Annotated in this window: 20 protein-coding genes and 1 riboswitch; of the genes, 3 read left to right on the plus strand and 17 right to left on the minus strand. The window is 36.3% G+C overall.

The features are described 5' to 3' along the window. Nucleotides 1–32 precede the first annotated feature (32 nt). The 5 genes from JJL45_RS00175 to JJL45_RS00195 all read right to left on the minus strand — a co-directional run bounded on the left by JJL45_RS00175 (nucleotide 33) and on the right by JJL45_RS00195 (nucleotide 8269). Complete coding sequence (locus JJL45_RS00175) at nucleotides 33–1058, minus strand: polysaccharide lyase family 7 protein (RefSeq protein ID WP_242521400.1); 1026 nt, start codon at nucleotides 1056–1058, stop codon at nucleotides 33–35. Nucleotides 1059–1169: 111 nt separating this feature from the next. Beyond that, on the minus strand, nucleotides 1170–1964 hold the full coding sequence (locus tag JJL45_RS00180) for a PhzF family phenazine biosynthesis protein (RefSeq protein WP_068601585.1): 795 nt from the start codon (nucleotides 1962–1964) through the stop codon (nucleotides 1170–1172). Nucleotides 1965–1976: 12 nt separating this feature from the next. After that, nucleotides 1977–3146 (minus strand): trans-sulfuration enzyme family protein, encoded by a 1170-nt coding sequence (locus JJL45_RS00185; RefSeq protein WP_067144755.1) that lies wholly within the window; start codon nucleotides 3144–3146, stop codon nucleotides 1977–1979. Nucleotides 3147–3375: 229 nt separating this feature from the next. Next, the gene (thrA, locus tag JJL45_RS00190) at nucleotides 3376–6774 is read right to left on the minus strand and encodes a bifunctional aspartate kinase/homoserine dehydrogenase I (RefSeq protein ID WP_202664200.1); all 3399 of its coding nucleotides are present in this window, start codon (nucleotides 6772–6774) and stop codon (nucleotides 3376–3378) included. A 220-nt stretch (nucleotides 6775–6994) separates the two neighbouring features. Then, the gene (locus tag JJL45_RS00195; RefSeq protein WP_202664201.1) at nucleotides 6995–8269 is read right to left on the minus strand and encodes an O-acetylhomoserine aminocarboxypropyltransferase/cysteine synthase family protein; all 1275 of its coding nucleotides are present in this window, start codon (nucleotides 8267–8269) and stop codon (nucleotides 6995–6997) included. Nucleotides 8270–8458: 189 nt separating this feature from the next. Continuing rightward, a riboswitch (SAM riboswitch) is annotated at nucleotides 8459–8558 on the minus strand. A gap of 166 nt (nucleotides 8559–8724) precedes the next feature. On the opposite strand from JJL45_RS00195, the gene JJL45_RS00200 reads away from it, so the two are divergent. After that, nucleotides 8725–9126 (plus strand): hypothetical protein, encoded by a 402-nt coding sequence (locus JJL45_RS00200; RefSeq protein WP_202664202.1) that lies wholly within the window; start codon nucleotides 8725–8727, stop codon nucleotides 9124–9126. Between the two features lie 4 nt (nucleotides 9127–9130). Here JJL45_RS00200 and JJL45_RS00205 read toward each other — a convergent pair whose 3' ends face one another. Then, the gene (locus tag JJL45_RS00205; protein WP_068601577.1) at nucleotides 9131–10687 is read right to left on the minus strand and encodes a hypothetical protein; all 1557 of its coding nucleotides are present in this window, start codon (nucleotides 10685–10687) and stop codon (nucleotides 9131–9133) included. A gap of 148 nt (nucleotides 10688–10835) precedes the next feature. Between JJL45_RS00205 and JJL45_RS00210 the strand changes: the two genes are divergently transcribed. Further along, the gene (locus JJL45_RS00210) at nucleotides 10836–12011 is read left to right on the plus strand and encodes a 2-isopropylmalate synthase (RefSeq protein ID WP_082935840.1); all 1176 of its coding nucleotides are present in this window, start codon (nucleotides 10836–10838) and stop codon (nucleotides 12009–12011) included. 57 nt (nucleotides 12012–12068) lie between these two features. After that, on the plus strand, nucleotides 12069–13187 hold the full coding sequence (leuB, locus tag JJL45_RS00215; protein WP_202664203.1) for a 3-isopropylmalate dehydrogenase: 1119 nt from the start codon (nucleotides 12069–12071) through the stop codon (nucleotides 13185–13187). Nucleotides 13188–13342: 155 nt separating this feature from the next. Here the strand turns inward: leuB and JJL45_RS00220 are convergent, their stop codons facing one another. The 11 genes from JJL45_RS00220 to JJL45_RS00270 all read right to left on the minus strand — a co-directional run bounded on the left by JJL45_RS00220 (nucleotide 13343) and on the right by JJL45_RS00270 (nucleotide 24618). Beyond that, nucleotides 13343–13954 carry a MarC family protein gene (locus JJL45_RS00220; protein WP_068601573.1) on the minus strand — a complete coding sequence of 204 codons (612 nt, stop codon included), beginning with the start codon at nucleotides 13952–13954 and terminating at the stop codon, nucleotides 13343–13345. Nucleotide 13955: 1 nt separating this feature from the next. Beyond that, nucleotides 13956–14465 carry a DUF3124 domain-containing protein gene (locus JJL45_RS00225; protein WP_068601571.1) on the minus strand — a complete coding sequence of 170 codons (510 nt, stop codon included), beginning with the start codon at nucleotides 14463–14465 and terminating at the stop codon, nucleotides 13956–13958. Nucleotides 14466–14578: 113 nt separating this feature from the next. After that, nucleotides 14579–15265 (minus strand): potassium channel family protein, encoded by a 687-nt coding sequence (locus JJL45_RS00230; protein WP_068601569.1) that lies wholly within the window; start codon nucleotides 15263–15265, stop codon nucleotides 14579–14581. A 7-nt stretch (nucleotides 15266–15272) separates the two neighbouring features. Continuing rightward, nucleotides 15273–17021, minus strand: a complete 1749-nt coding sequence (locus JJL45_RS00235; protein ID WP_068601567.1) for a TrkH family potassium uptake protein — start codon at nucleotides 17019–17021, stop codon at nucleotides 15273–15275. 124 nt (nucleotides 17022–17145) lie between these two features. Further along, the gene (argH, locus tag JJL45_RS00240; RefSeq protein ID WP_067144770.1) at nucleotides 17146–18420 is read right to left on the minus strand and encodes an argininosuccinate lyase; all 1275 of its coding nucleotides are present in this window, start codon (nucleotides 18418–18420) and stop codon (nucleotides 17146–17148) included. Nucleotides 18421–18603: 183 nt separating this feature from the next. Next, a complete protein-coding gene (locus tag JJL45_RS00245) occupies nucleotides 18604–19674 on the minus strand; it encodes a M20 family metallo-hydrolase (RefSeq protein ID WP_068601565.1) in 1071 nt (356 codons plus the stop codon). After that, nucleotides 19671–20453: an acetylglutamate kinase gene (gene argB / locus JJL45_RS00250; RefSeq protein ID WP_068601562.1), complete on the minus strand. Its 783-nt coding sequence runs from the start codon at nucleotides 20451–20453 to the stop codon at nucleotides 19671–19673. Before argB ends, JJL45_RS00245 begins: the two co-directional genes overlap by 4 nt. Further along, nucleotides 20446–21384: an acetylornithine carbamoyltransferase gene (locus tag JJL45_RS00255; protein WP_068601560.1), complete on the minus strand. Its 939-nt coding sequence runs from the start codon at nucleotides 21382–21384 to the stop codon at nucleotides 20446–20448. The genes argB and JJL45_RS00255 overlap by 8 nt, the downstream gene beginning before the upstream one ends. A 4-nt stretch (nucleotides 21385–21388) precedes the next feature. Next, nucleotides 21389–22153, minus strand: a complete 765-nt coding sequence (gene proB / locus JJL45_RS00260) for a glutamate 5-kinase (RefSeq protein ID WP_068601558.1) — start codon at nucleotides 22151–22153, stop codon at nucleotides 21389–21391. 90 nt (nucleotides 22154–22243) lie between these two features. After that, a complete protein-coding gene (locus tag JJL45_RS00265) occupies nucleotides 22244–23440 on the minus strand; it encodes a glutamate-5-semialdehyde dehydrogenase (RefSeq protein WP_068601556.1) in 1197 nt (398 codons plus the stop codon). Between the two features lie 11 nt (nucleotides 23441–23451). Beyond that, nucleotides 23452–24618, minus strand: coding sequence for an aspartate aminotransferase family protein (locus tag JJL45_RS00270; RefSeq protein ID WP_068601555.1), 1167 nt, complete (start codon nucleotides 24616–24618; stop codon nucleotides 23452–23454). Between the last annotated feature and the right edge of the window lie 137 nt (nucleotides 24619–24755).

Consider the following 24755-nt stretch of genomic DNA (forward strand, 5'->3'; position numbering starts at 1 on the left):
CATAACGGTTTTAATTTTATACCGATCGGCTACTATAACGTGGTATGCGATTTTTCTAAAGCATAAAAAGTTGCTTGCACATAGTCGTTATCATCACCTGTATTGTTCTGATTATAAACACCGGCTTTAAAATACATGTATTGTCCGCCTACATTAAATCCGCTATTTGTCATATCTACCGTTTTAGACACATCATCTTTTCCTTCTCTAGAAATGGTAACCGTTAAAGCATCACCTTCCACATGTATTTTATAGCTAAATTTTTCATTTAAAGCAATACCATCAGAAGGGTTAGAAGCACTATTACTTCTAGATCCAATAAGTTCATGCCACTGTTCTGAACCATTTCCATCGGTAGGTTCGTGAGCAAAATATATAGAACCCAATTCGTTATTTGGTAATTTTCTATAATAAATTCGAACAGGCTCGTCGTCGTTAGCATGAATTTGACCAACAATTACACGACCAATATGGCTATTACTTCCTGTAGTTGTTACATAGTTTACAGCTAATGTCGCTGTCATTTCTCCGTCGTAGCCATAAGCAGCATTGATATCGGCATTAGGTGCTGTTCCAAAAACCCAGTTGTTTTTGGTCACCCCTTGGGTAGGAATGCTTGTGTTTGTTCCTCTTAACATTTCACGAAGCTCTACACGCGTATATGAAGTATTTGTTGAAGTTTTAAAACCTTTATTCGGACATTTAAACACCATACCACCATCTTCGGCCGTATAAAAATACACGCCATCTTTATAACCATTGTTCAATGTTGCCACACTAATGTTAAGCGCTGTACCATTTCCGTTATTCACAGGCACACTTAAATTCCAAGTTGATAAATCAAAATTCTCAGAAGGTGCTAGGCTCGGGTTCAGCTCGCCGTTATCGTTTTCCTCTTCTGGATCAGTCTCTCCCTCTGGTTCTTTATCCTCTTCAGGATCAGGAGTTGTAGGTATTTCTTCTTGTTCATCCTCAACTAAATCATCAGTAGAACTACTACAATTAAAGGTTAAAAAGGAAACCAAAAGTAGGACAAAAAGGTAGGGCAATTTCTTCATAGCTAAGTGCATTTATTATAAAAATAAAACGGTGCAAAGATACAAATAACTGGTTGACCAATTTGCAAGCCTTCTGTTAAAATCTTTGTAAAGTTCACAAAGCCTTATTTCTTAAAATGTCCAATCAATGAGCATTTCAGACATGATAACGCAGTCACCTCGAAGTAAAACCCTTTGATTATCAACAATCTCACAATGAACAACCCCGCCACGTGTCGAGGCTTGATATCCTACAAGCGTAGATTTATTAAGTTTTTTAGCCCAAAAACTAGCTAAATAACAATGTGCTGAACCCGTTACAGGATCTTCATCTATTCCTATCGCTGGCCCAAAAACTCGAGACACAAAATCGTAGTGCTCATGTTCCGATTTTGCTGTAATCACAACTATTTTTTTATGATGCGATAATAGCAAATCAAAATCTGGCTTGAAGGTTTTCACATGATCTTCATCGGCTAACTCTAAAACACACCAATCTTTATCAACGTTTATAGATAAGGGTTTTTCATTTAGAAATTTCTCAAGAAGCACATCTGGTTCATGTACAAACTCCAAGTGCCCTAAGGGGAAATTCATTTCTAGTACAGTATCCTTCTTTTCAACCTTTAAAATCCCACTTTTAGTTTCAAACTCCAAAACTTTATTTGGCACCTGAAGTTTATCAAACAAGATTTTAGCCGTCGCCAAGGTAGCATGACCACATAAATCAACTTCGTTAGTAGGCGTAAACCACCTTAATCGAAATGTCTCGCCTTTAGGCACAACAAAAGCGGTTTCCGAAAGATTAACTTCCTGAGCTATTTTGAGATAATCCTCATCGGAAAGTTCCTGTTCCAGAATACAAACCCCTGCAGGGTTTCCGCAAAAAGGGGCATCTGTAAAGGCATCAACTGTAAAAAGTCTCATGATTAATAGTTCTTAGCCTAAAGCCTGTTTTAAATCAGCAATAATATCATCGACATGCTCTAATCCTGCCGAAATACGCACAGAACCATCGGTAATCCCAACAGCAGCCTTAACTTCTGGCTCTACTTTAGCGTGTGTGGTACTTGCTGGATGCGTTACAATAGTTCTGGTATCACCTAAATTGGCTGAAAGCGAACACATTTTTATATTATCGAAAAAGGCGCGACCGCCTTCTACCCCACCTTCTACTTCAAAGGCTACAATACTACCACCTAAACGCATTTGTTTTTTAGCAATATCGTACTTAGGGTGTGATTTTAAAAACGGATATTTCACCCATTTTACCTTGGGATGTGCCTCTAAAAATTCGGCTATTTTTAGTGCATTTTCACAATGCTTATCGGTTCGTACAGCCAAAGTTTCAAGAGATTTTGATAACACCCAAGCATTAAAAGCACTCATTGCAGGCCCTGTAAGGCGTGAAAACAAGTAAATTTCTCTAATTAATTCCTTTGAACCCACCGTAATACCACCAAGAACACGCCCTTGACCATCCATTAATTTAGTTGCCGAATGGATCACTAAATCGGCGCCATGTTTAATCGGATTTTGTAAATAAGGAGTAGCAAAACAGTTATCGATAACCAATAAAAGTCCGTGCTTTTTACAAATAGCACTAAGCAAATCTAAATCTAAAACATCCACGCCAGGGTTGGTTGGTGTTTCAGCATAGATAAATTTAGTATTCGGTTGAATCAAACTTTCTATGGTGTCTACTTCATTAATATTAAAGTATGAACATTCTATATTCCATTTTGGAAAATATTTGGTAAACAAACCGTGGGTAGCCCCAAAAACTGAACTACAAGATACCACATGATCGCCAGCATCTAATAAGGTTGCAAACGTTGAAAACACAGCTGCCATACCACTAGCGAAAGCATAACCAGCCTCAGCCCCTTCCATTAAACAAACTTTTTCTACAAATTCGTTCACATTCGGGTTGCTATAGCGGCTATATAAATCACGTTGTTTCTCTTCAGCAAACGAAGCACGCATTTCTTCGGCATCATCAAACACAAAGCCTGAGGTTAAATACAAAGGCACTGAATGTTCAGAAAACTGTGTGGTTTCAGATTGGGTTCGTACTGCTAAAGTTTCAAATTTCTTGTTATTACTCATAGTTCGTTTTAATCATTTATTTTATGGCATTTCCCTATAGGGGTGGGCTATCCTCTAAATCTTTTTTCGTCCTTTTGGAGGCGAAAAAAGGCTCCCTAATGCGCTTATCTACAAAGTTAGTTTTTTATAATCCAGCTTACTGTTTATCTAGTAAACTCTTGATATTTTCTAAACCTTCTTTGGGCATATATTTTTTACACTTCTTGAGATTCCCGCCTTCGCGGGAATTTTAATTAATGTGTTTCGATAATCGTAAAATATCTCCAAACACGCCTCTTGCGGTTACTTCGGCTCCTGCTCCTGCACCTTGAATGACGATAGGCTGCTCGCCATAGGATTCGGTAAAAATTTCAAAAATAGCATCAGAACCTTTCACGTGGCCTAAGGTACTGTCTTCTGGAATGGATACCAATTTCACTTCTAGTTTTCCTTTGTCTTTGGATAAATCACCAGACAAATCACCTACATAACGCAATACATGATCTGGTTTCTGGTTGTTTTTGATTTCCTGATACTGGTCGTCTAAAACATCTAACTGCGTTAAAAACTCGGCAACAGAAATATTTTGATACGCCTCAGGAATAAGGTTTTGTACCGAAACATCTTCAAATTCATTTTGTAAATCTAACTCTCTGGCAAGGATAAGCAGTTTTCTAGCCACATCATTTCCAGAGAAATCTTCACGAGGGTCAGGTTCTGTAAAGCCTTTATCAATCGTTTCCTGAATAATCTCACTAAACGGCTTGTCTTCCACAGAAAAATTATTGAACAAGTAACTTAAAGTTCCAGAAAACACGCCACGAATTCTAGTGATATTTTCTCCCGATTCGTGTAATAATTTGATGGTATCGATAAGCGGAAGTCCTGCTCCTACTGTCGTTTCATATAAATACTCTTTGTTATTCTCCTTTAACTTTACACGTAACGCTTTATAAAAATCATGCGATACTGTATTGGCTACTTTATTAGAAGACACCAAGTCGAAACCTGCTTCAATAAGTGGCACGTAATTTTCGTAAAACTTCTGACTAGCCGTATTATCAACCGCGATTAAGTTTTCTAAATGATGCTTTTTTGCAAAGGCAATGATATCGGCAATCGAGCTTTCGTTGGTTGTTGTTTTAATATCATCTTCCCAAGTGAGTTCAACCCCATTTTTAGATAACAGTTGTTTTTTAGAATTCGCAATAGCAAACATATTTAAGTTGATGCCTTTACGTTTTTCTATATCATCTTTAGATTTTAAAATCTGATTAATTAGCGCACCACCAACACCGCCGTGTCCAAAAATAACAATGTTTATCTTTTTAGAAATACCAAAAACTTCTCCGTGAATCACGTTAACGGCTTTATGAAGATCGTGTTTTTTAACCACCAAACTCACGTTTTTACCTGTTACCGTGTTATTAAATAATAGCGGTGTAATTTGGTTTTTAATTAAGGCATTGAAAGGTTTGTGAAATGAACTCAGTTCAATACCAACAATGGAAATCACCGAAACATCGTCAACCACATCAATTTTATTCACGTCTTGCGAATAGAAATCACCTTCAAACTCGCGTTCTAAAGCAATAACCGCTTGAGTGGCTTGATCGGAATTGATAATCAATCCGATTCCACGCTCCGAAGAACCTTGAGACACGATACTCACACTAATCCCGTAATTACTTAAGGCCTTAAAAATTCGGGCATCAACACCAATTTTACCAAGTAATCCGCGGCCTTCAAAATTTAAAAGCGCTACATTATCTAAAACCGATAACGAAGTCACTTCTTTAGTACTAGGTCTTGCAGTAATTAGAGTTCCTTCATCATCAGGATTGAAGGTATTTAAAATACGAAGGCTTATATTTTTTTCAACTAAAGGAATAATGGTTTTAGCGTGTAATACCGACGTCCCGAAGTTAGCCAGCTCGTTAGCTTCACTAAATGATAGTTCTCTAATTTGTTGCGCATCGGCCACCATACTTGGGTCTGCAGTATAGATACCGTTAACGTGGGTATAATTTTGAAGCTCTTCAGCATCTAAATAATTAGCAATTAAAGCGGCTGTATAGTTGCTTCCATTTCGCCCTAAAGTTGTTGTTTCATTCTTTAAGTTAGACGCGATAAATCCTGTAATGATATTCACGGCGTCTTTATGCTTTTTAAAATAAGCTTGGGTATTTTCTTTAGATAATTTCGCTAAAGGTTGGGCATTTCCAAAGACCTCATCGGTTTTAATCAAATCACGAGAATCGGTGGCATTTGCCTTAATACCGCGCTCGTTTAGAATGCTTGTAATAAGTTTTACCGATAGCAATTCGCCTTGGGCCAGAATATTATCTTTGGTTTTACTACTGTAATCCCCTAATAAGCTCACGCCCTCAAAAAGCTTGTCTAATACAGCAAATTCTTCTGAGAAATCTACCGTTTTAGAAGGTTCGGTTTGGTATGCTTTAAAAGCTTCTAAAGCTTCCTTATACGATTCACCTTTGGCGGCTTTATTTAAAATCGCTTCCAAATCGTCGGTAGCCGATCCTCTTGCAGAAACCACCACACTAATACGATCACCTGCAGCTACTTTATTTTCTATAATGGAAAGCACGGTATTTAAACCTGTGCCGTTTGCTAAAGATTTGCCTCCAAATTTTAATACTTTCATTCTTTTTCTTTTAGAATTTGGCACAAAAATGCCTTCTATTATTTTTTCAAGTTGGTCGTACTCCATTAAAAACGCATCGTGACCATGAACCGAATTAATTTCGTTGTACGTCACGTTAGGATGCGTTAAAGCCAACTGTTTTTGAGTTTCTCTATTTTCTTCTGCGGTAAAAAACAAATCGGAATCCACACCTATAATATGGATATTAGCCTCAATATTTTCTAACACATTAAAATTTTCAGTTCTCCCTTTGGTAACATCAATGGTTTTAAGGAGCTGATTCATCAATTTATAAGCTGAAAGCTGAAAACGTTCTTGCAGCTTATCGCCATGATGCAGCAACCAGCTTTCCACATTAAAAATCTCTAAATCATCATTTTTTGAACGCTGAAAACGCTCTTTAAACGATTCCGGCGTGCGGTAACATAACATGGCATGCATACGCGCATCGTGAACCGGATGTTTGGAGTTTAACAAGAACTGCTCCTGAATCTGACAATTTGCAATAAGCCAGTCGGTAGATTTCCAATCGGTTGCTACCACGACCAAATGCTCGGTTAAATCGGGTTTTAAAACAGCCATTTCCCAAGAAATTCCGCCTCCTAGAGACCCGCCAATTACAGCAAACAATTTTCCTGTTTTTAGCTTTTCTAATCCGATTAGAAATATGTTGGCTATATCGCGAGCTACAAAATCCTTGTAGTTATCAATAACAAATCCATCAAATCCATTTCCAGGGATATTAAAAGCCAAAATGGTATAAAGCTTCGTATCGACCACTTTATCATCACCAATTAAATCGCTCCACCAGCCGCCTTTTCCGGCTACATGACTATTCCCCGTAAGGGCGTGGTTTACTAAAATAATGGGAGCTTCACCAATGGGTTTACCAAAAACTTGATAACTTAAATTGATTTCCGAGTTTACCGTGTCATTTTCGGTTACAAAATCTTTAATCTTAATATGTTGCAAAGGATGCTCCAATGAGTTATGTTTTATTAGGTTTATTATATGAACTGATTTAAACTTTTTCCATTTGCTATAAAATAGCCCTTTTTCACCTATTTTTCACTTTTTTTTCTTTACGTAGCTCAGCTATGGAACTCAAAAAAACTATCAAATAGTCAAAAAATGTATAATTTTCGCTTAAACGCAAAAAGTTTAAATCAGTTCTCTCGCTTTCGCGGAATTAAAAATCTTTTATTTAAATGGTTTTAAAAGCTTGAACTAAATCTGCTTTTAAATCTTCTATATCTTCAATACCCACAGACAATCTAATCAAATCACTAGACACCCCTGCTGAAGCTTGTTCTGTTTCATCAAGTTGCTGGTGCGTTGTACTGGCTGGATGAATAATTAAAGATTTAGTATCGCCAATATTAGCCAATAAAGAGAACAATTTGGTGTTATCTGCTATTTTTTTTGCTGCTTCAAAACCGCCTTTATGTCCGAAAGTTATAATACCACTTTGTCCTTTAGGCAAATATTTATCGGCTAACTTTTTATAGGCGTTACTTTCTAGTCCGGGGTAATTCACCCATGCAACCTCATCTTGAGCCTCCAGCCATTTAGCTAGTTCCAAGGCGTTTTCACTATGCTGCTTAATTCTAACCGGTAAAGTTTCTAGGCCTTGTAAAATTTGAAAGGCGTTAAACGGACTTAAAGCACCGCCAAAGTCTCTTAAACCTTCCAAAATTAATTTGAAAGTATACGCTGCAGCACCTAAAGCCTCATGATATACTAAGCCGTGGTATCCCGCTGAAGGTTCTGTAAATTCTGGAAATTTTCCATTAGCCCAATCAAAAGTACCTGCATCAATAATGGCTCCTCCTAAGGAAGTTCCTTGTCCGCCAATATATTTTGTTAACGAATGAATTACAATATTCGCTCCGTGCTTAATAGGGTTTAGCAATGCTGGTGTGGCCACGGTATTGTCTACAATAAATGGCACCCCCGCCGCCTTAGAATGCTCGGCAATGGCCTCTAAGTCTAATACATCCAATTTTGGATTCCCTAATGATTCTACAAAAAAGGCACGGGTATTATCTTTTACAGCATCCTTAAAATTATCAGGTTCTGATGCATCTACAAAGGTCGTTGTAATACCTAACCTTGGCAAAGTTACGCTTAGTAAATTATAGGTCCCACCGTATAAACTACTAGAAGCTACGATATGGTCACCGGCTTTCAATAAGGTTAACAATCCAGTTGAAATAGCCGATGTTCCCGAAGCAAAAACCACAGCGCCAATTCCGCCTTCCACAGCCGCTAAACGGTCTTGTAAAATTTGATTGGTAGGGTTGTTTAATCGGGTGTAAATAAATCCTAATTCTTTTAATGAAAAAAGGTTCGCCGCATGATCTGAATCATTGAAAACATACGAAGACGATTGGTAAATTGGAACCGCACGTGTTCCGCCATTGGCTGCAAAATCATGCCCTGCGTGTAAGGCGTCTGTTGCTAATTTTTGTGTACTCATTTTTCTAGTTTTTTTTAGTTAATAATAATCCCCGAAATGGCGAGGATGAAAATTTCAAAGGATTCAGAAAAAATAAACATTCCTGAAAGGCTTTGAGAAACCAAAAAGCCAAAATGCACGGTTTTAAGCGTGTACCTAATAGAAAAATGTTATAAAGAATTTAGAAATTATAGAAAAAATAATTTCGTTTTGTTATCTATCCGTTAGGGTAGAATTTAGCACCTTCTTTACAGATAAAGGGTTGCTAAGGCTTCATTGGGTCTAATCCCTCTGCCTTTCTTGATAACATTTCAGTAAGTTTTTTTGAACTTTGTGAATGCAAATATTCGTTCAGAAAAAGTTAATATCCAAATTTTTTAGGGGTTATTTTAGTTTTTAAGATTTAATTATGAAAAAACAAAGTCCTAAACGCAACCTTTTTGATAATAGAACATCTTCTCTTAAAATCCCAAATTATGAATGCTATTTTCAATAAAATAATCTTACTATCTCTCTTTATTGCCGTTTTAAGTTGTGAAAAAAATGACGATTTCGACACGACTTTTGAAGAAGCTTCTCCAGCCCGTTGGGAACTAATCGCCACTTACATAGAAGGCCAGGATACTAAATATATGATTGAAATCGAAGATGGCATTCACTACAATTTTTCAAACAATGGCACCTTTACATCTAATCATACCGAAGGCACCAAATCTGGAGTCTTCTACATGGAAGCCAATAATTTGATTTTAAGCTTTGCTGATACAACCGATTTAGAATACAGAAACAGTGAAACACAACCCTTAACATTAGCTAAAAATACTGTTATTTCGGTGGAAGGACAACGCTATATTCATAAAAAAGCCATCTCCTTCTAAACTATTATTCGTTGGTGTTTTGCTGCATTAAATGAAACTTGTTACGAATTATCTCGCCTATAGGTTTGTTTTCAATTTTGGATTCTAACCAAGAAATTATATCTAAATATAAAAAAGCACGACTTTGGTAAGGGTCATTCTCAAACTCCTTTAATTTCTTATGTAGTTTGATAAATTCATTCTTAACCTCATGCGGATAAATATCACCTAGTCCACGTAAAAACTTAATAAACTCCTTCTGCACCTCATATAAATCTTCCATTTTAATTAAAAACTTATAGGTACTTTTTATTAAGACATCAAGGTTATAATCTAAGCCCGCTTCATAATGAGCCACCAAGTTTAGGATGCGCGAAAAACACAATAAGTCTTCTCGCATTTGAAGTGATTTATTACTTATAATCTTTTCCAAGTAGTAAATACATTTACGATTATCGCCAGCTCCAAAATACATGCTCGCCATTTTGTAATAAAACACCATAACGTGATGCTCATCAACACGGTCTTTAAACTTTTTTAGGCGCTCTAAAACCTCATCTATTAAAGGTAAGCCTTCATTAAAACTTCCTTCAATAAAATGTAAATTGAATTTATTATTATAAATGAACAAAAAGCTTAGGCCTTCCAAGTTATCATCAACAGGAAACCATTTTTCTTGGGTTATGGCTTCAAATCGAAATAAGGCCTCTTTAAACTTTTTATACTGTCTTAAGTAATAAAGTGATTCTAACAAATAGTTATTGCCTCTTAAGAAAAACACAGGATTCAAAAGAATCATATCTTTATTTTCGTAAAACAACTCCACCCATTTTTTAGAATATTTATAGCAGGCTAAAAAATCATGAATTAAAAAACTATACCATAGTCGGGCTTTGTACAGCCATAACTTTTCTCTGAATCCTAATTCGTTTATATCGAATTTTGGCAATCGGGCGTTAAAGTATTCGGTGATACGTGTGGTTTCTGCTTTATTCTTAACGTACCCTGTTTTTAAAAACTGACCGTATAACTGAAGTGATAAATTAGACAATTTACTCGCCAATACATTCTGGCGGCTTAATTCTTTGGCTTCAATAGATAATTGGTCGGCTCTATTATTAAGACTGCGCGTGATGTATTGCGACTCTATAATTTTTTCAAGATCAACAATTTCATAAGCCGCATTTTTTTCTTCATTAACAATAGCAAGATTCTTCGCCTTATCCAATATTTTCAAACTTTGCTTATAAAGTCCTTTATGATATAGAATGGTTGCAAAATCGAGCTGTTCACGAATTTGTATACGAATGTCTTGATGCGACGGGTTTAATCGTAAGCTAATTAAAATCTGCTTATACAAATGCGCCTTTAAATTAGACAGTTGTTGTTTTTTTACGATGCCTTTTTTTAATATCGCAGCTTCATCATAAACCGATAGCTTATCTAAAATATTAAATAGCATCAAAAATTTAGAATCTTCATTTACCCCCAAACGACCAACATAAAGCTTAAATTGGCGTTTTTCGGATTTAGAAAGTGACTTAATTAAAACAAATAAATTATCTTTTTGATCTCTTGTCATAGTTATAAAAACAGATGTAAATCTCTGTTTTACAGAATGTTAAATGTTATATCAATGTGTTTAACATCGTAAAAAACAAATGTAGAATTCAATTTTTACAAAACCAAAATATACATTCGTAGCACAATACGAAAATATATTTTAATAAATGTCTGATAATAAAGTCCAAATTTTTGATACAACCCTTAGAGACGGTGAGCAGGTCCCAGGATGTAAACTTAACACTGAACAAAAATTAATTATAGCTGAGCAGCTTGATTATTTAGGCGTTGATATTATTGAAGCTGGTTTCCCTGTGTCTAGTCCGGGTGATTTTAAGTCGGTTGTAGAAATTTCAAAAATTGTAAAAAACGCTACAGTTTGTGGTTTAACACGCTCTGTAGAAAACGATATAAAAGTAGCTGGTGAAGCTTTAAAGCTAGCCAAAAAAGGGCGTATCCATACTGGAATTGGAACTTCCGAATCACATATAAAATTTAAGTTTAACTCAACGCAAGACGCGATTATTGAGCGCGCTGTTAATGCCGTTAAATACGCTAAGACTTTTGTTGAAGATGTTGAGTTTTACGCCGAAGATGCTGGTAGAACCGACAACGCTTATTTAGCACGTATCTGTGAAGAAGTGATTAAAGCAGGCGCTACGGTTTTAAATATTCCTGATACAACAGGATACTGTTTACCTAGTGAGTATGGTGCTAAAATTAAATACCTTAAAGAAAATGTAAAAGGTATCGATAAAGCAATTTTATCATGCCACTGCCATAACGATTTAGGATTGGCTACAGCAAATTCTATTGAAGGTGTTATTAATGGTGCGAGACAAATTGAATGTACTATCAATGGTATTGGCGAGCGTGCAGGAAACACGGCTTTAGAAGAAGTGGTAATGATCCTTAAACAACATCCTTACTTAAATCTTGATACAAACATAAAAACTGAAATGCTTTACGGTTTAAGTCAGTTAGTTTCAGATAGCATGGGTATTTACACGCAACCAAACAAAGCGATTGTAGGAGCTAACGCTTTTGCTCATAGTTCTGGTATTCATCAAGATGGGGTGATAAAAAATCGTGAAACTTACGAAATTATCGACCCTAAAGATGTTGGTGTAACCGAATCGGCTATTGTATTAACAGCACGTTCAGGTAGAGCAGCCCTTGCATACCGAGCAAAAAACATAGGATATGAATTAACAAAACTTCAGTTGGATGAAATCTATACGAGCTTTTTAGATTTCGCCGATAAGAAAAAAGAAGTTGATGATAATGACATCCACAAAATCATAGAAAGCAGTAGAATTTATAAAGAAATTATTTCTGCTTAACATGCAAATCTGTTTGTTTTCGCTTTCGCGGAAATAGACAATTAAAAAGAGTACGATATGAAGTTAAATATTGGCGTTTTACCGGGAGATGGCATAGGACCAGAAGTTACAGCTCAAGCCGTTAAGGTTTTGAAGGCTATCGCTATTGAATTTAACCACATATTTACTTTTGAAAAAGCACTGGTTGGGGCCGTGGCTATCGACAAGACAGGCTCGCCTCTACCAGATGAAACTATTGAAATTTGCAAAAAATCGGATGCCGTTTTATTTGGGGCCATTGGCAACACCAAATACGACGAAGATCCTGATGCTACGGTACGTCCTGAGCAAGGCCTTTTAGGGCTTCGTAAAGCCTTGGGCTTACATACCAACATTAGACCAGTAATTGCTTACGAAGATTTACTTAATAAATCCTCGTTAAAAGTAAAAGCTATAAAAGACACCAATTTGGTTATTTATAGAGAGTTAACTGGTGGTATCTATTTTGGAGAACAGAAACTAAGTGCCGATGGCAACACTGCATCAGACACCTGTGAATACCAACGTTTTGAAATTGAACGCATTGCACATAAAGCATTTAAAGCCGCTCAATCACGAAAACGCAAATTAACCTTGGTAGATAAGGCTAATGTTTTAGAAAGTTCTAGACTTTGGCGCCGTGTAGTGAAAGATATAGGCAAGCAATATCCCGATGTGAACATAGATTACACATATATCGATAATGCGGCCATGGATTTAATCATCAATCCGAGACAGTTTGATGTGATTTTAACCGAAAATATGTTTGGTGATATCCTTTCGGAAGAAGCCAGCGTTATTGTTGGGTCTATAGGTCTATTAGCTTCAGCATCTATTGGCGACGACCATGTGATGTTTGAGCCTATTCATGGTGCTTATACTAAAGCCGCCAACAAAGGTATTGCAAACCCTATAGCTTCCATCTTATCGGCAGCTATGTTATTGGATCATTTTGGGTTAGATGAAGAAGCAAATCGTGTGAGAGAAGGTGTAGACAAATCGTTAAAGCTTCATATAACCACACCAGATTTAAACAACAAATACGATCATATCAGCACAACGAAAGTTGGCGATTTTATAGAGGATTTCATTCATAATCCTGATGAAACCAATCTAAACTTTACTAATATACATTTAGGGCAATCCACTATTATTTAATTATTTGAGTTAGTCAACAAACAAATTAAACTAAACTAGAGAAAGTCCTTAAAAGCGCATTTAACCAATGCGCTTTTTTAATTTATTAACTTTTCAATAGTCTTTAATGGCATAGATTTAAAAGTTTCGTGAAGACTCTTTTTGGACCAAAATCCTTAGGTATTCTGAAAATAGCTACTAATACCTGTTAAAATGTTTTGAACGGCATATGCGGCAAGAATTAAACCCATAATTTTACTAATTACTGTAATACCGTAGTCGCCTATGCGTTTTTGAAGATGATTGGCGCCTAGCAAAATTAAACAAGTTACCGCTATAATAACCAATACCAAAAAAGTGGTTATGGTTTGCTGTTGTATGGTATACAAATGGTTATCGGTTAATAAAACCACGGCCATTATAGCTCCTGGAGAAGCAATAGAAGGTATCGCAATGGGGAAAATCGTTACGTGTTTATAATCGGTAATCCCACTTTTTTCTTGTTCTGGTTTGCCGTCCCCGAAAATCATGGTCAATGCAAAAAGAAAAAGGATCACACCTCCAGAAATCTGAAACGCATCTAAAGAGACGGACATACCTTCTAAAATGAGTTGTCCGATTATTATAAAAAACAACAAAATAAAAAAGGCGACGATGGTAGCTCGAATAGCGACTTTCTTCTTTTTCGAAATATCTAATTCTTTGGTTGCTTCTAAATACACAGGAATAGATCCAATAGGATCGATTACTGCAAAAATGAAAAATAATTTTGTAATGTATTCTGCCATATTATTTTATACGTACTGCTTGTGTGGTAAATGACAAGCCTTGTTGCCCCACAGTTGAATTCATAATACCTTCAAATAAAGGTACTGAAGCATTTTGAGGTATTTTCCATTCAAAGATAAAGTTAGAACCCGTACCTCCAGAAACATCAACCTCGTCGATAATAATTTCAGCGGTTTCTAGAGGCGCTAAGAAAATCGTCTTTTCAAAATAGGAACGGACTAAAGTGCCGTGCGTATCATAATAATCGGCTTTTTCAATATAAATGGTATCATTTAAACTCGTGTTTCTCAAACTTACCATAGCCGTTAAATTATGCGTTTTGCTTTCCGATAGGCTAAAAATCTGAGAATAAATAGACAAATAGGACGCTCCTACTTGTAAGCTATCTTTATGGCTGATATCAATGGTGCGTTTTGACCAATTTTCAGGATGAATGGAACTCACTTGCTGTTGCTTTTCGCAAGCCACAAAACTGAAAATAAAGACTATAAAAAGAAAATACTGCTTCATAATCCAAAGATAGGAAAAGTGTTGGGACTATAAGACATGCCGCCCTTTAGATGTTTAATACGTTCAAAATAAGTGATGGTTTCACACATTAAATTCGACAAGGGGATTGATTATCAATCTTTATTTAAAAACCTTTTAATGTCTTTATTCGCACCATAAACAACCAAAATATCATCTTTATACAGGATATCTTCGGCACCAGCTACACCCTTAACCTTTGTAATATTTCTAGTTTTTCCAACCGCACTTTTAATTTCTGTATTTGCAATAGTAGTTAAAACCAATAAGTTATATACTTTTCTAATATCGATCTCTCTAATGGTTTTTTGATCAAATTTTTCGGGAACATGAACCTCAACGATACTGTAATCATCATTCAATTCAAAAGAATCTACAACACCTTTTAGAGATAGCCTTTTTGCCCATCTTTCGGCCGATTCTTCTTCGGGATGAACAATAGCAGTAACACCAATAGCATTAAGCACCTTTTCATGCAAACCATCAATCGCCCGACTTATTACGCGTTTTACTTTAAGGTTTTTAAGTAATGCTGTTGCCATAATATTGGCACCCGTATCTTCACCAATAGCTACAATAACCACATCGGTATCACTTAAAGGAAGGCCAGATACTGTAAATTCATCGGTAGCATCTAAACAAATAGTATGTGATAAATCCTCTTTAAGCAAATCAACTTTTTCCATTTTGCGATCCACACCAATCACCTCATTACCCTGTGCTGTTAATTTCTTTCCTAAGGATGCGCCAAAATTTCCAAGACCTACAATAATATATTTCATGCTATTTTTAATTTATGGTGATTTCTTCGCTAGGGTAGCGATAATTTTTATGTTTTATTTTTTTGAACACCGCAACTATGATGGAAAGCATACTAACCCTTCCAATAAACATAATAGCAATAATTACAAATTTACTAACTGTATCTAAATCCCCTGTAACCCCTAAACTTAAACCTACAGTACTATATGCAGAAAAACACTCGAACGCAATGTTTAGCAATCCCATTTCTGGATTAAAAACACTTATAATCACGATTCCAAGACCGATAACCATTAAGGACAATGCAATGGTTGCGAATGCTCTTCTCACCGAAATATCGGCTATTTCTCTTCTGTAAACTTCAATACGCTGTTTCCCTTTTGCTAAGCTTAAAATATTTAGCGTCGCTATAGCAAAGGTACTGGTTTTAATACCACCACCTGTTGATGTTGGCGAAGCTCCCACCCACATAAGTAAAATTGTGATGACTACGGTAGGAAATGCCAAATCGCCCATATCTACAGCGTTAAAACCAGCTGTTCGTGGTGTTGTAGCTCCAAATAATGCGTTTACTAATTTCCCTGACAAGGTGTGTTCAGCGAGTGTATTATGATATTCAAAAACCAGATACAAAATAAAACCTACTACAGTTAAGAAGGTCGTAGTTACTAGAGTAATTCTACTATTTATGTTTAACACCCAGGGTTTATAAGTTCTATTTTTTGAATTGAAAAAGAAAATTTGAATGAATTTGAATTTGATAAATCTAATGATATTAACCACAATAGGAAAACCTAAACCTCCTAAAACAAACGTGGCTACAATAATGAGTTGCAAGGCATAGTTAAATCGGAAACCAACGTCATAAATACTATTAGATAAGGTTGAAAAACCGGCATTACAAAATGCTGAAATGGCATGAAATATTGAAAAAAATACTTGATAAGAAAAACTACTAAACAAATTCTTATCCAAGGAAAAGAAAATAAATATAGCGGCTGTCAATTCAACTATAGCCGTAATAACTATAATATTCTTTAGTGTACTAAATACATCGCTAATTTTAGCGGAGTTGGTCATTTCCCCTAAGGTCAATTGATTTTCGTAGGTACTTCCTCCTTTAAAAAAGTAACTGAAATAGCTTGCAAAAGTTAGGATTCCTAAGCCTCCAATTTGTATTAAAAACATGATGATGGCTTGTCCGAAATGCGTAAAATAAGTTCCAGTATCGACCACAATCAATCCTGTTACACAAACCGCGCTTGTTGATGTAAACAAGGCATCTATGAATGACAAACCTTCGTGTGTTGCCTTTGGCATCATTAATAGAAAGGAGCCTAGTAAAATAATGACTAAGAAGCTTAATATGAAAATTTGTGCCGGGTTAAGATAGGTTCGATGCAGATTTAGTTTTTGTTCTGAAAACTCCCTAATAAAAGATAGAATGACAGCCAAAACCACCCATATGGGGTTTTCTAATATCAAATCGGTTTTAAATGCTTCACCGTGAAAGAGGTACATATAAAAAACACACAAGGTATAAACCACTGAAATCACATCGAAAACAGCAACCCTCCGTTTTAACAGCTCCTTATTTTCAAAATATCTAGCAAAAGTTGCCGCTAAGCCTAAAGCAATAACTATAAAGTAAAACGCATCAATGATTTGTTGCGTTAATACCGTTTTCGAAAAACCAAAATCAAAAATAAAGGCGAGCATTCCAAAAACGCTCGCCCAAAATGCAATGCTATATAGTTTTTTTAGATTGTAGTTCATTGCTCAAAAATAGTTTATTCTTTTTCTCTGATGCTCATTTTTTTTAAGCTGTATGCTTGTCTACCAAAACTAAGCCTACTACAATAAATAAACAATAAAAAAACCTATTTTCAACAATTACGATCTACCCAGGAAACTTATCACGAATTTTATCTAAGCATAAATTGTGAATACTTCCTGCATGGGTGTGTTTTTTAGATGTGTCTGGCACATAGGTACCGTCTTGCACTTGACCACCAATTTTTTGATAGGCTTCTCTAAAAGTTTGTCCTTCGACTACTAAGGTATTGATGTTATCTACAGTAAATAAGTATTTGTATTTATCGTCGTTGATATCGATATCCTTCACAATAATTTGTTGGATCGAATAATTAAAAATATCCAAAATGTCTTTAATATCCTCGAAAGCTGCAATGATATTTTCTTTTAACAACTGAAAATCGCGGTGGTAACCACTAGGCAAGTTGTTGGTTATTAATATCATTTCACTTTGCAAGGCTTGTATTTTGTTACATTTCCCTCGGATTAACTCAAACACATCAGGATTCTTTTTATGCGGCATGATACTACTTCCTGTAGTTAACTCGTCTGGAAAGGAAATAAACCCGAAATTCTGACTCATATACAAACAGGTATCCATAGCAAAACGAGCCATAGTGTTGGCCAAGCTTCCTAAAGCTGCAGCAATGGTACGCTCGTTTTTACCTCGTCCCATTTGTGCGGCAACAACGTTGTATTTTAGAGTTGCAAAGTCCATTTCTTTAGTGGTAACCTCGCGATCGATAGGAAAAGAACTTCCGTATCCAGCTGCCGAACCTAGCGGATTTTGATCCACCGTTTTTATGGCCGCATCTAATAAAAACACATCATCAATCATTAATTCGGCATAGGCTGAAAACCATAACCCAAATGATGATGGCATAGCTACTTGTAAATGCGTATAGCCAGGAAGCACCTTATCTTTATAAGTCTCTGCCTGATTAATTAAGGTATCGAAAAGTGTTTTTGTTTTGGATTTTACAGCTTGCAACTCTTCTTTAAAATACAAATGAAGGGCTACTAAAACTTGATCGTTTCTAGAACGGGCCGTATGGATTTTTTTACCCACATCACCTAAAGACTTCGTTAATTCAAATTCAATTTTAGAATGCACGTCTTCAAACTGTTCGTCGATTACAAAAGTTCCGGCTTCAATTTGATTGGCTAAGACCTGAAGTCCAGAAAGCAATTTCTCTAATTCTATTTCAGAAAGAATGCCAATTTTTTGAAGCATTATGGCATGCGCTCGCGATGCAATAACATCGTATTTTGCAATATGAATATCTATTTCTCGGTCGTTCCCAATAGTAAATTGCTCTATTTTTTTATCTATCGATATGCCTTTATCCCAAAGTTTCATTGTTAAAAATGTTTATGTGTTTAATCGTTTAATGGTTTAACTGATTGCCTATTCACAACATATCGGTTTGCCTTTTAAACGAAGGGCTACTATTATTCTTTTTTATTCTGGGTTTTCTTTTTTGTTTAGATGTTTATCCGAAACCGATTAAACAACTAAACAGTTCAACGATTCCACATATTCCTACGCAGGAATAAGGACGCGATTTAACAGTTCGATGTAAATCTGAACGCCTTCTACTATTTCACTAATATAAATAAATTCATCAGCCGAATGTGATCTCGTACTATCTCCAGGGCCTAATTTTAACGACGAACAGCTCAATACCGCTTGATCAGATAAAGTTGGCGACCCGTAAGTCGATCTTCCCATAGCTATTCCTGCTTTTACCAAATCATGATCCATAGGAATGCTTGAAGAGTTCAAACGCAAGCTACGAGGTATAATTCGTGTTACTGGCGCCTGACTTTGTAAAATCTCGGCAATTTCGGCATTTGAATAAGCATCATTCACACGAACATCAACTACCATATCTACATGACCAGGAACCACATTATGTTGTGAGCCTGCATTAATTTGAGTTACCGTTAGTTTCACATCACCTAAAGCTTCAGAGCTCTTTTCAAACTTGTAATCTTTAAACCATTGCAGCGCCTCAATACTGTTGTAAAGGGCATTATCATCATTTGGATGCGCGGCATGACTTGGTGTACCTTCAACCACAGCGTCAAAAACGACTAAACCTTTTTCAGCAACAGCTAAATTCATCAATGTAGGTTCACCCACAATTGCCACATCCACTTTAGGAATGATAGGAAGCATACTGTTTAGTCCGTTTGGACCACTGCTTTCTTCTTCCGCGGAAGCGACAATAACCAAATTGTATTTTAAGTTTTCATGATTGTAAAAATACACAAAGGTGGCCATAAGCGACACCAAACAACCGCCGGCATCGTTACTTCCTAACCCAAATAATTTCCCATCTTCAACAATGGCTTTAAACGGATCTTTGGTATAGGCCGAATTGGGCTTTACGGTATCGTGATGTGAGTTTAGCAACAAGGTTGGCTTGCTCTCATCAAAGTGCTTGTTAAGCGCCCAAATGTTATTTTTAGTACGATTATAAACTATATTGTGATTTGTAAACCATGCTTCGATATGCCCTGCTGTCTGTTCTTCTTCGGAAGAAAAAGACTGGGTTTCGATGAGCTTTTTTAGTAAAGCAATGGCATCTTGTGTTAACTGCTCTATCATAAAAATAAGGTGGTAAACTTTTGATTCTTGTTACTTATAATGCTTGGGTTTCCAATAAAAACTCTAGATACACCAGCTTCAATAGCGTGGTAACAGTTTTCTAATTTAGGAAGCATCCCATCGTGAAAAACACCTTTGTGCTTTAACACTTCGTAGGTACCTGAATCCATAAAATCGATAACCGAGTTATCATCATCAACTTCCATAAGCACGCCGTTTTTCTCAAAACAGTATACCAGTTCTACTTTATATAATTTTGAAAGACCAATGGCTAATTCTGAAGCAATAGTATCGGCATTGGTATTAAATAGTTGTCCGTTTTCGTCATGCGTAATGGCACAAAAAACAGGTGTAAAATCAGCTTCAATAAGTTTATTAATGCTTGTATGATTTACCTTTTTAACATCGCCAACAAAACCGTAGTCTATCTCTTTTACCGGACGTTTTTTTGAAGCGATACTATTAATATCTGCACCCGTTAAACCGATGGCATCGGTATCCAAACTTTGCAGCTGAGCCACAATATTTTTGTTTACTAATCCGCCATAAACCATGGTAATCACTTCTAAGGTTTCGGCATCGGTAATACGACGACCATTCACCATTTGAGATTCAATCCCTAACTTTGAAGCGATGTGTGTGGCGCGTTTTCCGCCGCCATGCACTAAAACTTTCTTCCCTTCTAATTCTGAAAATTGCTCTAAAAAAGTCGCTAAAGCCTCTGGATTTTCTATAACATTCCCACCAATTTTTACTACTGATAATTTCTCTTTAGCCATTTTCTAATATTTTTTTAAGTACCAATTGTGCAGCGTAGGTTCTGTTATTAGCTTGCTGAATAACCAATGAGCTATCGCTATCTAAAACGGCGTCTTCTACAATAAGATTACGTCTTACAGGCAAACAGTGCATAAATTTGGCATCACCTAATTTTTCTTTTGTGATGGTCCAATTGGGGTCTGTATTTAACACTTTACCATAATCGTCGTAGGAACTCCAATTCTTCACATAAACGAAATCGGCATCCTTAAATGCTTTCTCTTGACTGTGAACAATAGGCGTATCTTTAGTGATCTCCGGACTTAAATTATAACCTTCGGGATTTGCAATCACAAAATCCACATCCATTTTTTGCATGGCTTGAACAAAGCTATTACCTACGGCATGCGGTAAGGCTTTAACATGAGGCGCCCAACTTAAAACCACTTTAGGTTTCTCTTTTTTGGTATGCTCTGAAATGGTTATGGCATCTGTTAAAGCTTGTAGTGGGTGCCCAGTAGCACTTTCCATATTCACCACAGGTACCGAAGCGTGCTTTACGAAGGCTTTTAAAACCTGCTCGCTTTCATCTTTAACCTTATCGGTTAAGGTTGGAAAGGCTCTTACAGCAATAATATCGCAATATTGCGACACCACGGCAGCAGCTTCTTTTATATGTTCGGCGGTGTTACCATTCATCACCGTACCATCTTCAAATTCGATTCCCCAAGCATCGCCAGAAACGTTCATCACTATTGGATCCATACCTAAGTTTAAGGCTGCTTTTTGCGTACTTAAACGTGTACGTAAACTAGAGTTAAAAAACAATAAACCTAAGGTTTTGTGTTTACCGAGTTCAACATTTTTAAGGGGATTCTGCTTTAAAGCTTTAGCTTCTTCAATCCATGTTTTGATGTTATCAATATCGTTTATGGATGTGTAATTTTTCATATTACTATGCTTTTATTTTAGTAAACGCTACTTTGTTTTCCATCGCATTAATGATGAAATGATCTTCGAGTCCGTTTACAATCCAAGTTTCTATTTTTGAGTTTTTGGCTAATGCTGCTGCTTCTACTTTTGAAGCCATACCACCACTACCATGGGTAGATTTTGAGTTTACAACCTCGGCTTTTAAAGCATCGAAATCGACAACCTCTGAAATGGTTTCTGGAGTATTATTTTCAAAGGAAGCTTTGGTATATATGCCGTTGGTATTGGTTGCTATTATAAACAAATCAACACCTAAAAGTGATGCCGTTAACGCGCCTAGTTTGTCGTTATCTCCAAATTTAATTTCGTCGGTAGCAACCGTATCATTTTCATTAATGATAGGAATGTAGTTGTTGTTAACCAAAACGTTAATCGTATTCACAATGTTTGTTTTACTTTCCTTTTTCTCGAAATCGGAATAAGACAATAAACACTGGGAACTCAACAGACCATATTCCCTGAAAATTTCTTGATAAATACGAATTAAATGCGGTTGCCCAATAGATGCTAAAGCCTGTTTAACGAATAATTCTTCTCGCTGACTTTCCAGCTTTACAAACTGTTTCGCTACAGCAATAGCTCCTGAGCTTACAATTATAAATTCGTATCGGTCTTGAAGCTGCGCGATTTGACTGGCAATATCTTCAATTTTACCTCTAGAAATATTATCGGTTTCCTTGGTAAGCGTATTGGACCCTACTTTTAATAAAATGCGTTTTTTCTTCATTTATTTAAAACTCCACTTGTGATAATTCTAAAAATTGATCTTACCACAAGTGGACGCTTATTTTTTTTTTGCTGGTATGCACAGGCATACTTATCTTATTTGTCCGTTACCATGAACATACCACTTATTGGTTACTAAGTGCTGTAAACCAATAGGGCCACGTTGGTGTAACTTATCAGTACTGATTGCCAACTCACCACCTAAACCTAACTGACTACCATCGGTAAATCGTGTTGAGGCGTTGTGATATACAGCAGCCGTATCTACATTTTCCATGAAGGTTTTAGCAACAGCTTCATCGGTAGTGATGATTGATGCCGAGTGACCTCCTGAATATTTATTAATCATGGCGATCGTATCTTCAACTCCAGCAATTTCTCCTATAACGATTTTGTAATCTAGGAACTCTTCATACCAGATATCATCAGATTCAAACTGACTAATTTCATCGTATTTAGACGTTTTTTCATCACCTAAAATTTCAACATCAAATTCCTTTAATTTAGAAATTAAGCGTTTCATGAAAGCTTCTTTTTCAGGAAGGTTTTCATCAATTAAAACTTTATCTACGGCGTTACAAGCTGAAATTTTTGCTGTTTTTCCGTTAATAATCACATCCATAGCGATATCTAAATCAGCTTTAGGATGTACATACACAAAGTTGTTTCCTCTACCACTAATAATAACAGGGCAGTTGGCATGTTTTTTTACGAAAGCGATTAAACGTTCGCCACCTCTAGGCACCATTAAATCAACTTTTTGAGTTGGATTTTCCAAGAAAGCTTGGGTTTCCTCTCTGTTGAATTGTAAATATTCTACCCAATCGGTAGAAGCACCATTGGCCTTTAAAGCCTCGTGCCACAATTCAACAATTTTTAAGTTTGAGCGTAAAGATTCCTTTCCGCCTTTTAGTAAAATTTTATTCCCAGATTTAAATGCGATTCCTGCGGCTTCAACTGTTACATCAGGACGAGATTCATATATGATTAGAACGGTTCCAAACGATGCTGTTTTATTGTAAACCTGCATGCCATTGTCGTGTTTAAAAGCAAAGCGTTCTACTCCAACAGGATCGTCTTGTGAAGCTAGATGCGTTACGGACTTAATCATTTCATCGACTTTTGAATCGTCAACTTTTAAACGATCGTACATTGAAATATCATCGCCTTTGTAAGCCTCTAAATCTTCTTTATTGATATTAATTATAGTTTCTCGTTCCTTTTCTAATAGTACGCCCATTTTAAGCAGTACTGCGTTTCTTGTTTCTATAGTTAATAAAGTGTTCATTTTCTTTTTTTTTAAATTTTTTCTGTCTGCAGTTCCTCTGCAGATTCCACCTCTGGTAACACTTCTATTAGGGCTTCAAAAAACATATTGATATGCTCTTTCCTAACGGTTAACGGAGGTAATATTCTTAATAATTTTTTGTTTGAAGCACCACCAGTAAAAATATGATTTTCATAAATCAAGCGTTTTCTTAAGTCGCCAACTTCAAAGTCAAATTCTAATCCGAGCATTAAACCTTTTCCTTTTATATTTTTTATATGCGGAATGGTTTTAGCGATTTTTATAAAATACTCAGACATCACTTGCACATTATCTATCAGTTTTTGGTCTTCAATAACCTCTAAAACTGATAAACCAGCAGCACATGCCAAGTGATTACCACCAAAAGTGGTACCTAACATACCAAATTTAGCTTCTATACTAGGGTGAATTAAAATTCCACCCATTGGGAAACCGTTCCCCATACCTTTTGCTATCGATATAATGTCTGGTGTTACATTATAATGCTGAAAAGCAAAAAACTTACCTGAACGTCCGTATCCCGATTGCACCTCATCGGCGATAAAAAACGTGTTGTTAGCTTTACAAAGTTTATCAACTTCATTGAAAAACTTAGCCGAACCTTGATCCAGACCGCCAACGCCTTGGATAAACTCAACAATAACAGCACATACATCCCCTTTTTCTAGTTCGGCTTTTACGCCAGCAATATCGTCTAACTCAAGAAAAGTCACTTCTTGTTGCGCATTAATTGGCGCTACGATACCAGGATTATCGGTCGCTGCAACGGCAGCCGATGTACGTCCGTGAAAACCATTTTTAAACGCTATAACTCTAGATTTCCCAGTTTTAAAGGATGCTAATTTTAGTGCATTTTCATTAGCTTCTGCTCCTGAATTACAGAAAAACAGTTCGTAATCTTTACATCCTGAAAGCGCTTCTAACTTATCGGCCAATTGAACCTGAAGCGGATTTTGGATGGCATTGGAATAAAATCCGAGTTCGGAAACTTGACGAGAAATAGCCTCAACATATTTTGGGTGTGCGTGCCCAATAGAGATCACAGCGTGACCACCATAAAGGTCTAAATACTCTGTTCCATTCTTATCGTAAACATAAACACCTTTTCCTGAAACTGGTGTTACATCGTACAGCGGATAAACGTTAAATAATGGCATAATTACATATTTATTAGTTGGTTTGTTTTTCAAAAGAAGTTTCCTTCTTTATTAGGAGTTATGCTAACCCCTATAATTTGTTTGGTTGTCGTGCAAAAGTAACGATTTTAGAAGGGTTTTCTGTTAATTGACTGGTT

The organism is Tamlana sp. s12 (assembly GCF_016767215.1).
Classification (GTDB): Bacteria; Bacteroidota; Bacteroidia; order Flavobacteriales; family Flavobacteriaceae; genus Pseudotamlana; species Pseudotamlana agarivorans.